The 12,783-nt window shown below is 42.3% G+C and carries 9 protein-coding genes and 4 tRNA genes; 8 read left to right on the forward strand and 5 right to left on the reverse strand.

Translation table 11 applies throughout. From position 1 onward, the window contains the following. Positions 1-26: 26 nt before the first annotated feature. Positions 27-1,379, forward strand: a complete 1,353-nt coding sequence (locus tag JG735_RS06765) for a cation:proton antiporter (RefSeq protein WP_201334319.1) — start codon at positions 27-29, stop codon at positions 1,377-1,379. A 198-nt stretch (positions 1,380-1,577) separates the two neighbouring features. On the opposite strand, the gene JG735_RS06770 is transcribed toward JG735_RS06765, so the two are convergent. The 5 genes from JG735_RS06770 to ileS all read right to left on the reverse strand — a co-directional run bounded on the left by JG735_RS06770 (position 1,578) and on the right by ileS (position 9,729). Then, positions 1,578-2,837 carry an O-acetylhomoserine aminocarboxypropyltransferase/cysteine synthase family protein gene (locus tag JG735_RS06770; protein ID WP_201334320.1) on the reverse strand — a complete coding sequence of 420 codons (1,260 nt, stop codon included), beginning with the start codon at positions 2,835-2,837 and terminating at the stop codon, positions 1,578-1,580. Beyond that, positions 2,834-4,042: a PLP-dependent aspartate aminotransferase family protein gene (locus tag JG735_RS06775; RefSeq protein WP_201334321.1), complete on the reverse strand. Its 1,209-nt coding sequence runs from the start codon at positions 4,040-4,042 to the stop codon at positions 2,834-2,836. Before JG735_RS06775 ends, JG735_RS06770 begins: the two co-directional genes overlap by 4 nt. Positions 4,043-4,102: 60 nt before the next feature. Next, the gene (gene guaB / locus JG735_RS06780) at positions 4,103-5,548 is read right to left on the reverse strand and encodes an IMP dehydrogenase (RefSeq protein ID WP_201334322.1); all 1,446 of its coding nucleotides are present in this window, start codon (positions 5,546-5,548) and stop codon (positions 4,103-4,105) included. Positions 5,549-5,559: 11 nt separating this feature from the next. Beyond that, a complete protein-coding gene (gene gatA, locus JG735_RS06785; RefSeq protein ID WP_201334323.1) occupies positions 5,560-6,888 on the reverse strand; it encodes an Asp-tRNA(Asn)/Glu-tRNA(Gln) amidotransferase subunit GatA in 1,329 nt (442 codons plus the stop codon). Between the two features lie 84 nt (positions 6,889-6,972). Then, complete coding sequence (gene ileS / locus JG735_RS06790; RefSeq protein WP_201334324.1) at positions 6,973-9,729, reverse strand: isoleucine--tRNA ligase; 2,757 nt, start codon at positions 9,727-9,729, stop codon at positions 6,973-6,975. 100 nt (positions 9,730-9,829) lie between these two features. Between ileS and JG735_RS06795 the strand changes: the two genes are divergently transcribed. From JG735_RS06795 to JG735_RS06825, 7 genes are all read left to right on the forward strand, one after another. Continuing rightward, positions 9,830-10,918 (forward strand): CinA family protein, encoded by a 1,089-nt coding sequence (locus JG735_RS06795; protein ID WP_201334325.1) that lies wholly within the window; start codon positions 9,830-9,832, stop codon positions 10,916-10,918. A 91-nt stretch (positions 10,919-11,009) separates the two neighbouring features. After that, a tRNA-Lys gene (locus tag JG735_RS06800) sits at positions 11,010-11,085 on the forward strand. A 5-nt stretch (positions 11,086-11,090) separates the two neighbouring features. Then, positions 11,091-11,166, forward strand: a tRNA-Glu gene (locus JG735_RS06805). 6 nt (positions 11,167-11,172) lie between these two features. Next, positions 11,173-11,248 (forward strand) — tRNA-Val (locus JG735_RS06810). 3 nt (positions 11,249-11,251) lie between these two features. Continuing rightward, positions 11,252-11,328, forward strand: a tRNA-Asp gene (locus tag JG735_RS06815). Positions 11,329-11,438: 110 nt separating this feature from the next. After that, positions 11,439-12,149 (forward strand): PilZ domain-containing protein, encoded by a 711-nt coding sequence (locus JG735_RS06820; RefSeq protein ID WP_201334326.1) that lies wholly within the window; start codon positions 11,439-11,441, stop codon positions 12,147-12,149. Beyond that, the gene (locus JG735_RS06825; RefSeq protein WP_201334327.1) at positions 12,124-12,783 is read left to right on the forward strand and encodes a PilZ domain-containing protein; all 660 of its coding nucleotides are present in this window, start codon (positions 12,124-12,126) and stop codon (positions 12,781-12,783) included. The genes JG735_RS06820 and JG735_RS06825 overlap by 26 nt, the downstream gene beginning before the upstream one ends.

Consider the following 12,783-nt stretch of genomic DNA (forward strand, 5'->3'; position numbering starts at 1 on the left):
AGAGTCAATTTTTGTAAGGAAATTTTATGATCCAGGAGATGTTACAGCACAACATTTGGTTGATAAGCAGTGTCATATTGGGCATTGTAATCCTTTCCAAGACCATTGCCAAAAAAACGGCGACAGTTGATGTCTTGTGGCTTATCGTTTTTGGTGCTCTGTTTGCCAATCTTGGGATAATACCTCAACATCATGAAGTTTTGGAGTATATCGGCGAATGGGGTATTGTATTTATCATGTTTGCTCTTGGATTTGACGAGGATCTGAACCATTTCAAAGAGGGACTCAAAAGAAGTTTGGGCATTGCAATCATAGGAGCAATTTTTCCTTTTTTAGCTGGGTTTTTAAGTGCAAAAATGTTTGGCTACAACGACTCCGTTGCACTGCTATGGGGCCTTACCATGACCGCAACGGCAGTGAGTTTGACAATGGTGAGCTTGAAAGCAAAAAATATGCACAAATCAACTGCCACTACCGGTATCATGACAGCTGCAGTGGTTGATGATGTCCTGTCCCTCATCGGCGTGGCCATTATCATCCCTTTGGCACTTGCTGCAACGAAATCTGGAGGAAGTCTGGAGATCAACTTTGAAAATATCGGATGGATCACCATCAAAGTCATTCTCTTTTTTGCCATTACTCTAATTATAGGGCTTTTTGCATTTCCTGAAAAAGTTCCCAAAAAACTTCCAAAAAACGCCACATTTTTACAAAAACTGGACTACCATTTGACAAAACTGTTTGTACCTGTTAGCATCAAAAAGCTTCTGATTATGTATGGAGGCGAGTTTACGCCGCTTATCATGGTCTTTGTGGCAATGGGCATGGGTGCAATAGCCGATCTTTTTGGTTTCCACCCAGCAATTGGTGCATATATCGCCGGACTTTTTATGAAAAAAGAGTACTTCTTATTTGAGAAAGCGCCAAGACCGGATAAGATATTTAAAGAGTCAAAATTTGTGATGGATCATATCGCATTTACCATTTTTGGACCGATTTTCTTTGTCAACCTCGGAAGCAAAATCATTTTTGACTTTGATATTTTGGACTCGATCTGGTGGCAGGTTCTGGTACTCTTTGGTCTTGTATTTATTTTTCAAATTCTCTCGGCTGCTTTAGCAGCAAAATATACTGGCGGCTACAAATGGCATGAATCGGTAATGATAGGATTAGGAATGCTTGGGCGAGCAGAGCTTGCCTTTATCGTTATCAATATCGCCTATACAGAAAACAAAATTTTCGATGATGCACAGTTTCAAACGCTTATCTTTGCAACATTTTTGCTCAATATCTCGGTACCCCTCGTGATCAACTGGTGGAAACCCTACTATGAAGGGGAAAAGGAGTTTAAAATTTTTGGTGCTAAACTTTCCAGGTAAACTTGGTTATTACAATTATCATCAAATTCAAAGAAACAATGACTAAAGAAAGCGAAATAATTTTGCAAATTTTAGTAAAAGCGTTAAAAAAGTGCACTTGACCCATATGGGCGCTTGCTTTTGCACTTTTTAGCTTTTACGTAACATTTAAAAATTTACATTATTGTTGAATCTATTTAGTTATTTTATAATTTTATTTTATGATAACGCCTGATTCAGATCTTCGATCAAATCTCGGGTCGCTTCCAAGCCTATACTTAGTCGAATAAGCCCTTCACTCACACCTGCAGCTACGAGCTCTTCTGCGCTCAACTGTTGATGAGTTGTGGATGCAGGATGGGTAATGATCGATTTGCTATCACCGATATTGACGACCCTGCTAAAGATCTTCACGCTGTCAGCTATCTTTTTTGCCTCGTCAAAACTTCCCACTTCAAAACTCAAAAGCCCGCTGGCACCTCCTCTTAGATACTTTTTGGCATTTTCATAGTTTTTATCTCCTTCCAGGAGTGGATAGTTGACCTTTTTTACTTTTGGATGTTTTTGTAGCCATTTGGCTATTTCCAAAGCACTTTGGCTATGCTGTTTGACTCTTAGACTCAGATGCTCAAGTCCCTGGATAAAGAGCCAGCTGTTAAACGGACTTGGCGCTGACCCCATATCCCGAAGCAGACTCAGTCTGGCTCTCAATATAAATGGAGGAAAAGGGCTATCGGTATAGATAAGACCGTGATAACTTGTATCTGGTTCGTTGAAATGGGTATATCTTGGATTGTTTTTGATTTTTTCTTTTGCACTCTCTCCTTCCACGATGATACCGCCAAGTGCCAGTCCCTGGCCTGTTGTATATTTACTGGTGCTGTGGACCACCACATCCACACCATACTCTATAGGGTTACACAGTATCGGCGTAGCGACAGTATTGTCTATGATGGTGATGATATCGTGTTTATTGGCGATCTGTACAATCTGTTCAAAATCCGGCACATCAATACTCGGATTTGTGATACTTTCAAAAAAGATCACTTTCGTTTTTTCATCGATCAGTTTTTCTATCTGCTGTGGCTCGTGCACATCAAACATTCTCGCTTCAATTCCAAGACGCTTGAGCGTGTGGGTAAAAAGCGTTACCGTTCCGCCATAGAGCTGATGGGCTGCAACAATATTGTCTCCCGCTTCACATAGATTGAGTACACTGTAGTTGATGGCTGCCATTCCACTGGAAGTCGCCAATGCCGCTACGCCCCCCTCAAGTGCGGCGAAACGCTTTTCAAAGACATCTGTCGTCGGATTACCGATACGGGTGTAAATGTTTCCAAGCTCTTTGAGTGCAAAAAGATTGGCTGCATGTTCTGCACTGTCAAAGGCATAAGCAGTGGTCATATAGATAGGAACGGCCATCGTCTTTTGTTCATCTTTCTCATATCCTGCGTGCAGTGCTATCGTCTCTTTTTTCATCCTATTTCCTTTATAGCATTTGTAAAATCATCTATGATCGCTTCGGGGTGCTCCAGTCCTATGGAAACTCTCACAAATCCATCGCTTACACCCAAAAATTTTCTCTCATCTTCACTAAAATCTCGATAGATCGTACTTGCCATGTGAAGGGCCAGTGTCCGGCTATCGCCAAGATTTGCCGTGATAAAGGGAAGTTTTGCTTTTTGTAAAAAGGCAAAGGCTCTCTCTTTGCTTCCAAAATCAAGCCCCAACATCTGTCCACAAGAGTATGGAAAATAGCGCTCATATTTTGGATCGTTGCTTACTGCTGGATGGATTACTTTTACATAACTTTGAAGTGCCAAGGCTACTTCCTTCGCACTTTGACTCACTCTTTGGACGCGCCATGCAAGGGTTTCTAGTCCAAGCATAGTCAAATAGCTTCCAAAGGCATCTTGACTCATACCAAAATCCCTCAAAGCTCTTTTTTTCAGCATCCCCATATAAGCTTTATTTCCAAGTTTTTCAATAAATTTTTCCATAAAAGGATAGTTTTGCACCAACTCTTCTCGAACGCTTCTAAATACCACAGCTCCACCAAGTGCCTGGGAAAATCCGGCGATGATTTTTGTGGTGGAGTAAAGAACAAGATCGGCTCCGTACTCAAAAGGATTGAAAAGTAAAGGTGTTAAAGTATTGTCCACTACATACAAAATGTTATGCTCCTTGGCCAACATGCCAAGCGCTTCAAAATCAACGATCTGCATATTTGGATTGCCGATGCTTTCGCAATAGATCATCTTCGTCTTTGGAGAAATCTTTGGCAGTTCATCGGCCTTGTAGAAATTGGCTCGAATACCTAGTCTTGCAGCGGTCTCTTTAAAAAAGGCGTAACTGCCTCCAAAAAGCCCCCCAATGCAAGCAACTTCATCGCCGGACTCCAGCATCGAGGTTACCGTCATCGCGATAGCTCCCATACCACTTGCTGTGACTACCGCTCCCTCGGCTTCATCCATCATTGCTAAAATGCTTTCAAGTTTTGCATTGGTCGGATTTCCCATCCTGGCATACAGAGGCTTTGGAAGATCTCCGCTAAAGATAGCTTCCCCGTTTTGAGGCGAACCGTAGGCAAAAGAAGCTGATCCTACAATGGGAGGCGATATCGCTCCCTCTTTTGAACCGATCATCTGCACAACAGCGGTCTGGAAACGTTCAAACTTATCCATAACGATTTCCTATATTGATTTGGAGCAATTATAGCAAGAAAAAGATTGGCAAAGCCAATCTTATACGTGGTAGTTGGGAGCTTCTTTCGTAATTGTTACATCATGAACATGGGACTCTTTAAGCCCAGCGCTGGTAATCTCTACAAATTCCGCTCTTTCTTGGAAAGTCGGAATATCTTTTGCGCCAAGATATCCCATGGAGCTTCTTAGACCTCCGATAAGTTGATGAACTACATTGGCTATCTTTCCTCTGTAAGGCACCATTCCCTCAATTCCTTCGGGCACAAGTTTGTCCGCAGCTGTTCCTTCTTGAAAATATCGATCGGTACTTCCTTTTGTCATCGCACCGATACTTCCCATGCCTCGGTATGTCTTGTACTGACGCCCTTGATACATGACCACTTCGCCCGGACTCTCTTCTGTGCCTGCAAGTAAGCTTCCTATCATCACACTGCTTGCTCCAACAGCCAAAGCTTTCGCCACATCACCAGAATATTTGATACCGCCGTCAGCGATGATGGGTACGCCATACTCCCTTGCCACCTGGGCACAGGTATCGATCGCGGTGATTTGAGGTACTCCCACACCTGCAACGATTCTTGTTGTACAGATACTCCCTGGTCCTATACCCACTTTCACCGCATCGGCTCCAGCTTTGATCAAATCTTCTGTCGCTTCAGGTGTCGCAACATTACCGGCTACAACATCGATATCAAGCTCATCTTTGATCGCTTTGAGAGTATCGATGATACCTTGAGAGTGCCCGTGAGCACTATCAAGAACCAAAACATCGACACCAGCTTCTACCAAGGCACGTGCACGATCGAGTTGGTTAACACCTATTGCGGCTCCCACACGAAGTCTTCCATACTCATCCTTGTTAGCGTTTGGATACTCTATCTTTTTCTTGATGTCTTTGATTGTCACAAGTCCTTTGAGTCTTCCTTCTGCATCAATGATAGGAAGTTTTTCAATTTTGTGTTCATTCATCTTTTCTGCGGCTTCTTCCAAGGTAATGCCCGGTTTTGCAGTCACAAGCGGCATCTTTGTCATCACTTCTGAAACTTTTTTACTGAAATCTTTCTCAAATCTCAGGTCTCTGTTAGTCAAAATCCCAAGAAGATGCATATCTTCATCCACAACAGGTACACCGCTGATGCGGTATTCGCTCATGATCTTTTCAGCTTCGCCGATGGTAGCATCTGGATGGATGAAAATCGGATCCATTATGACACCGCTCTCACTCTTTTTGACTCTCTTGATCTCAGCAACCTGGGAAGCAATATCCATATTTTTATGGATAATCCCTATACCGCCAAGTCGTGCCATGGCAATGGCAGCTCTATGCTCAGTCACTGTATCCATGGCAGCTGAGACCAAAGGGATGTTTAGCGGTACATTTCTTGTAAGCATCGTTTTGACATTGACCTCTTTTGGAAGTACTTGGGAGTGTTTCGGTACCAAAAGGACATCTTCAAACGTAAGAGCTTTTCCACGTAGTTTCATTCTCTTCTCCTCTATTTCAAAGCGTTTTCAAGGCTCATCGCCCCATCAAAAACTGTCTGCTCATCGAAAGCTTTTCCAATAAGCTGCAATCCTACAGGAAGTCCTTCATGTTCATCAACTGGCAATGAAATGGCCGGCAATCCTGCTAAATTGACCCCTATTGTGTACACATCACTTAGGTACATCTCAAGTGGAGTCTTCATAGCACCAAACTCATAAGCAACATCGGGAGCCACAGGGCTTAAAATGAGATCTACCTTTTCAAACACTTTATTGTATTCATCCTTGATGATATGGCGCGCTTTTTGCGCTTTGATATAGTATGCATCGTAGTATCCGCTGGAAAGAACAAAGGTTCCAAGCAATATTCTTCTTTTTACCTCTTCGCCAAATCCCTCGCTTCTTGTTTTGAGGTACATCTCCTTGAGATTTTTGGCTTCAGCCCGATAGCCGTAACGTACACCATCGTATCGGCTCAAGTTCGTACTTGCTTCTGCCATGGCAGTGATATAGTAAGAGGCGATATCATATTTTGCATCCATTAAAGAAACTTCAACGATTTCATGCCCCTCTTGCTTCAATGCTTCAATCGCCTTATCGTACGCCTTTTGAACTGCACCACTTGCATCTTTGACATAATTTGGAACAACGCCTATTTTTAGTTTTCTTTTTGGGTCTGGTACCACTGGTTTGCATTCAATCCTCGCACTGGTGCTATCTTTGGCATCTGGCCCAGCGATAATGTTGTATAAAATCGCCGCATCTTCCACATTCTGTGTCATGGGACCAATTTGATCGAGGCTGCTTCCGTATGCTGCAAGCCCGTATCGGCTTACTCTTCCATAGGTTGGCTTCATCCCTACAACCCCGCAAAATGCCGCAGGTTGACGGATACTTCCACCAGTATCACTTCCAAGAGCCGCAATGGCGATTCCTGCTGCAACTGCAGCTGCACTTCCTCCACTGCTTCCACCGGGAACCCGTGAAGGATCTTTTGGATTGAGCGTCTTCCCATAGCAGCTGGTCTCCGTGGTACTTCCCATGGCAAACTCATCCATATTGGTTCGCCCAAAAGGAACAAGTCCGTTCGAACGCAGTTTCTGTATGACTGTCGCATCATAAGGGGCTATGTAGCCTTTTAAAATCTTACTGGCACAGGTTACTTCCCATCCAACTACTTGGATGTTGTCTTTGATAGCGATAGGCACGCCCTCGCCGCTCTCATCAAGAGCAATATATGCATTGATTTCACGTTGCTCTAGTGCTCTTTTTTTAAGCTCATCTTTTATATCTTGTAACTCACCTTTTGATTTTGACAGAGCCTCTTTAAGTGTTATCAATCTTTTCTCCTTGCTTTTTGTATCATTATTATACCCGTTGCGGTCAATAGAATGAAAAAGAGTATCGCTATAACGATAGCGCTATCAGGAACCGGCTTGCTCAAGTCCATCGACTACCTTTTGACATCTCTCGCAAAGCGCACCCTCTTCTTTGGCTTTATACTTCCAACATCTTGGACATTTATGCAAAATAGCTTTTTTGATGATGAACTGATCCCCTTCTACTTTGAAATCACCAAGATCTTCGGATTCGATCTGTTCTTCAACGCCACTCACAATAAACCAATCTTCTCTCTCCGTTGCATCCAACGCGAGTACCTTTGACGAAGTGGTTTCAATGACAAGCTCCAAAGAGGATTTGACAATCTTCTCTTTTTTGAGTTGATCCACAATTTCATTGAACTTGCTTCTCGCTTCGATCATATACTCTTCATCAAAATCACTTTGAATCATAGGCAGCGGCTCTATAGAAAAATCAAAAATATCTTCCGCATCGTTTCGAAGGACACTTGGTGCATGTTCCACAATCTCATCGGCTGTATAGGTCAGAACCGGCGCAATGAGCCCGAGCATGCTTTTTGCGATGAGCGCCATGGCGCTCTGACTCGCTCTTCGATGCGGATCGTTTAATGCATCGCAATAGAGTCTATCTTTGCACACATCAAGATAGATTCCGCTAAATTCGTTGACGATAAAGTTATTGAGAGCAGAGAATCCTTTGGCAAACTGATAGTTTTTGAACTGTTTCTCCACCTCTTCAAAAACCGATTTCGCTTTTGCCAAAATCCATCGATCCAGTACTCCAAAATCGCTTTGGATTGTTTCTAGGTCATTGATGTTTGCCAGCATGAAACGGAAAGTGTTTCTCAGTTTTCGGTACTGCTCGGCAATCTGTTTCAAGATGTTGTCACTGATTTTCAGATCGCTTTGATAGTCGCTCATGGCAACCCATAGACGTAAAATCTCAACACCAAATTTTTTGGCAACATCCATAGGCGCTACCACATTGCCTTTGGATTTGCTCATCTTCTCACCCTTCTCATCCACTGTAAAGCCGTGGGTGAGAATCGCTTTGAATGGTGCCCGTTTTTCGATAGCACCACTGACCAGTAAAGAGCTTTGGAACCATCCTCTGTGCTGATCGCTTCCTTCCAGGTATAGATCTGCTGGGTACTCTCCTGCATCATAACGTCTGCTTTTAAGAACCGCATACCATGTGGAACCACTGTCAAACCAGACATCGAGGATATCCATCACTTTTTCAAGATCATTTGGATCGTACCCGCTTCCTGGATACAAAAGTTCTTCGACACTCAAGCTATACCAAGCATCTGTCCCCATTCGCTCAAAAATCATGGCGATATAGTTCAAAACCTTCTCGTCATAAATCACTTCACCCGTTTTTTTGTTTCTAAAAAAGGCGATAGGGACTCCCCAGTCTCTTTGTCTTGAGATACACCAATCGGGCCTGTTTTCGATCATGCTTTTTAGACGGTTTCTTCCCCATTCCGGATAAAAAGTGGTTTTTTCAACTTCTTGCAAAGCGATCTGGCGCAGCGTCTTTTGCAGATCTTTTGGCGCTTTGTCTACTGCGATAAACCACTGCTTTGTTGCACGGAAAATGATCGGTTTATGGGTTCGCCAGCAGTGTGGATAGGAGTGCTTGATATCCTCTTTTTTCAAAAGCGCATCGCCCAATAGTTCGCAAATTTTCTCATTTGCTTCAAAAACGTTCATACCAACAAACTCTTCAGGCAACAGCTTCTCTCGAACGATCGTCTCATCATAGCGCCCAGAATCATCAACTGGCATCAGTACCTCAAGGTCGTACTTCAGCCCTACTCTATAATCGTCTTCTCCATGTCCTGGAGCCGTATGGACAGCCCCTGTTCCACTCTCGGTCGTAACATGCTCACCAAGAACGATGCGGCTTCTTCTACCATTTAATGGATTGATTGCGTGAAGATTTTCCAGCTCTTTTGGCGAAATACTCTTTTCAACATTGCCTTTGACGATACCTTTTTCTTTGAGTTCATCAAGTAAGTCTGCCGCCACGACATAGCCGTCATTTGTCAAAACATACTCGATGTCAGGATTGAGAGCGATTCCAGTATTGGCAGGAAGCGTCCATGGAGTGGTAGTCCAGATGATGATACTTGCATCTTTGCCTATCTCTTGGACAGCTTCTTTATCCAGTTTGAAAGCCACATAAATCGATGGTGAAACTTTGTCTTCATACTCCACTTCCGCTTCAGCGAGTGCCGTTTTTGCAGCCCAGCTCCAGTACACCGGTTTACTTCGCTCAACCAAAAGCCCCTCTTTTGCTATTTCACAAAGGGCTCTATAGATATCGGCTTCAAAGGCGTAGTCCATCGTCAGATAGGGCTTTTCCCAGTCAGCTATGACACCAAGGTTTTTGAACTCCTCTTTTTGAATACCCACAAACTTGGCAGCGTGTTCTCGGCAAAGTTCTCGAATCTTTGTTTTTGGAAGCTCCTCTTTTTTCGCAGTTCCGAGTTTCTTCTCTACCTGCTGCTCAATCGGCAGACCATGACAGTCCCACCCCGGAGTAAAGCGAACCGCTTTACCTTCAAAATAGTTGAATTTGACGATGATATCTTTCAAGATTTTGTTGAGGGCATGACCGATGTGAATGTGTCCGTTTGCATAGGGAGGACCGTCGTGAAGGGTGAAAAGCTCTTTGCCTTCACGATTTTTTTTCATCTTTTCATACACATCTTTTTCAAACCATTTCGCAAACCGTTTTGGCTCGTTTTGAGGGAGATTTCCCCGCATCGGGAATGTGGTCTTGGGTAAAAGCAGCGTCTCTTTATAATCCATGAACCCTCTTTTATTCAATTTTTGGTTAATATTGTATAAAAAATGTGGTTAAAAGCTTCTGAATATTTGCTATAATCATTAGAAATAGCAAGGAACGCCCATGAAAAACGCGATTCTTTTTATCGGTCAAGACTTTTTGATCAATGATGCCTTTGTCGCCTCCATCGAAAGAACGATGTACAAGCAATTCATCAATATCCATGCCAAAGAGTTTTTTCACGACAAAGACAAAGATCTCATTTTGCACGTATCAAAAACGATAGAAAACTTTGACACCATCTTGATAGCCACAACGAGCCAAAGTTTTCCAATAGTAAGCAAAATTTTATCGACACTGTATGAAGACAACCTGATAGCAAAAGAAGGGATGCTCGTCCCATCAAAAGTTTCCGAGATTGAAAAAGACAGTTACATACTTTATGCCCAGGACAAACAGATCAATGTCATTCAAGCAGAAGTCTGTAAAAAAGTACCAAAGATTTTACTTGAAAACGGAATCGAATCGGCCATTTTGCATATTTTCGATCTTGAATATGAAGAGTTTATTGAAAAGCTCTCGCCGCTTGCAAGAACATTCGAAATCGAGATACAAACAACAAAACTGACACACAATCTTTATAAAATTCTTGCCATCAACAAAAAATTTGGCGATTTGCCCATGTTTGTACAAAACGCAAAACTTCTTTTCCCAAACAATATGATCATCGCACACAATCTGTTTGAGTATCTAATAGATCGCTTCACTATCGCTCATAAAAAGATCACATTCGCCGAAAGTTGCACCGGAGGTCTTTTGGCTTCGATGCTTACAAAAATTCCAGGCGCATCCAATATATTCGATGGATCACTGGTCACCTATGCGAATGAAATAAAACACGCTTGGCTTGGCGTTCGAAATGAAACGCTGATGAAATATGGAGCGGTCAGTCATGAAACAGTGGAAGAGATGATTGAAGGTGCACTGAAAAGCAGTGAAAGTGATTATGCTATCGCTATCAGTGGAATCGCAGGACCAGGTGGCGGCAGTAAAGAAAAACCTGTAGGAACGGTTTTTGTGGGTTGCGGTGATACTAATCAATCCATCATCCACAAAATGCACTTTGAAGGGGATCGCAACTACGTCCAGTATCAAGCGGCGATGTATGGTGTAAAACTGCTTTTTGAAATAGCTTCTGATGATCTTTTTTGAAAACTCTTGACAAGCAAAAAAATTTTGCTTATAATTTCACCCACATTCGTTGAGGGAAACAACTAAGAAAGCCCGAAGCGAAGGAAGTTTTGACCCGTTAGCTCAGCTGGTAGAGCAACTCCCTTTTAAGGAGTGGGCCGTTGGTTCGAATCCAACACGGGTCACCACTTCAGACCCCTTCATCTAGTGGCCAAGGATGCCACCCTTTCACGGTGGTCACAGGGGTTCAAATCCCCTAGGGGTCGCCATTTGAAGGTCGCTTAGCTCAGTTGGTAGAGCGCTTGCCTTACAAGCAAGTGGTCAGTGGTTCGAGTCCACTAGCGACCACCATTTGGAGCCGTAGTTCAGTTGGTTAGAATGCCGGCCTGTCACGCCGGAGGTCGCGGGTTCGAGTCCCGTCGGCTCCGCCACTTCTATATCATCTCTCCCATATCACAATCTTGCACAACGTATCAATCCATTGGAACATTTTTGGAACGTTCTTGTATTACAATTGCATTAGACCAATACAAGGGTTGTAATGCAAGAAAATTTGCCGATATATACAATCGAATCAACACGAGAACTCCAGATAGAGCAAATAGGGAAATTTTTCTTTACGCATAACGACTTTGCACCAATACAGCTTCATGAGCAGCATGACAAATACGCTATATGGAAGGTTCTTCCACACTCCAATGCAAAGTTTCTTCAGCAAAACATCTGCAGAACGGTTGTAATTGAAGTGCAATCTACAATCGCCCTTTCTTTCACAGCCAAGATCGAAATGGTCTGGGAGTTTGGTGATATCCGTTATATCCGTTTGCCGCATACAGACACCATAGAATATCTGTATCACAGAAAAACTCCTAGAGTTTTTCTTGGGTCCAAAGGGCTTTTGAAAATACTTTCACAAAATGGCGTTCATCCTATGTACGTCGTGGATATTATCGATATATCCGAAGGTGGAGCAAAAATAAAAATAGATGAACCAATTACAGCAAAGAATATTAATCTCTCATTTCGAGTTTTAGATAAAAAAATATCTTTGGATGGCTACGTTTTAGGCTCCACTACGATAAATGACCATAGATATTACAATATTGCATTTACCAACATACGACAGATGGACAAACTCTTTTTAGAAAAACTAGTATACAGTAGATTGAAAGCAGATACACATGGTGGCTTACCTTCCTGGCTAACTTTATATGAGGTACCGTACCATGAGTTTATACCCAACAAATATTAATACAATACACAATTCGAAAAATATACCCATCAGTACAAAAGCAAAATTTTATTTAGATTCCCATCATTTTATTCCCGTACAACTTTGCAAAAAAAATGAACATCACAATTTTTGGAAAATCTTATATCACAAAGAGAACCACGCTATTGGAATCAATACATTTGGAAGAATAATTATCCACTTATCACCTTTATCGGCTACCGCAATTTCTGCTACTATCAAAAATATATATAAATTGGGAAAAGACAAGATTATAAAAATCCCTCACACTAGTACCATAGAATATCTTTCACAAAGAAGCTATCCCAGAGTCGAAGTGGATATTTCAGCCCTTCTAGAAAGAACGGATAGAGTGCTTAAAACACTCTATTGTGTCACTATCGTAGATATTTCCTATAAAGGAATCAAAATCTTCCTTGATGACTCCATACTGGACGCAAACTATCCAATTTTGTTACGCTTTAAGCTAGATAATTCATCAATCGAATTTACAGGGAAAATCGTTTCACAGGAGAAATTTGAGGATGGGTGTTTCTATAGCGTAGTTATTACAAAAATAGACCCCTACGGGCAATTTTTGATCGACAAGTTTATCCAAACATATATGCATAAAGAGATCAAATCCAACAAATAG

The sequence above is a fragment of the Nitratiruptor sp. YY08-10 genome (genome assembly GCF_016629565.1).
In the GTDB taxonomy this organism is placed as follows: domain Bacteria; phylum Campylobacterota; class Campylobacteria; order Campylobacterales; family Nitratiruptoraceae; genus Nitratiruptor.

What these genes read in the sequence shown, in the direction of transcription:
- JG735_RS06765 (WP_201334319.1), top strand. Translation starts at nt 27, where the DNA reads ATGATCCAGGAGATGTTACAGCACAACATTTGGTTGATAAGCAGTGTC.
- JG735_RS06770 (WP_201334320.1), bottom strand. Translation starts at nt 2,837, where the DNA reads ATGAAAAAAGAGACGATAGCACTGCACGCAGGATATGAGAAAGATGAA.
- JG735_RS06775 (WP_201334321.1), bottom strand. Translation starts at nt 4,042, where the DNA reads ATGGATAAGTTTGAACGTTTCCAGACCGCTGTTGTGCAGATGATCGGT.
- guaB (WP_201334322.1), bottom strand. Translation starts at nt 5,548, where the DNA reads ATGAAACTACGTGGAAAAGCTCTTACGTTTGAAGATGTCCTTTTGGTA.
- ileS (WP_201334324.1), bottom strand. Translation starts at nt 9,729, where the DNA reads ATGGATTATAAAGAGACGCTGCTTTTACCCAAGACCACATTCCCGATG.
- JG735_RS06795 (WP_201334325.1), top strand. Translation starts at nt 9,830, where the DNA reads ATGAAAAACGCGATTCTTTTTATCGGTCAAGACTTTTTGATCAATGAT.
- JG735_RS06820 (WP_201334326.1), top strand. Translation starts at nt 11,439, where the DNA reads ATGCAAGAAAATTTGCCGATATATACAATCGAATCAACACGAGAACTC.
- JG735_RS06825 (WP_201334327.1), top strand. Translation starts at nt 12,124, where the DNA reads ATGAGTTTATACCCAACAAATATTAATACAATACACAATTCGAAAAAT.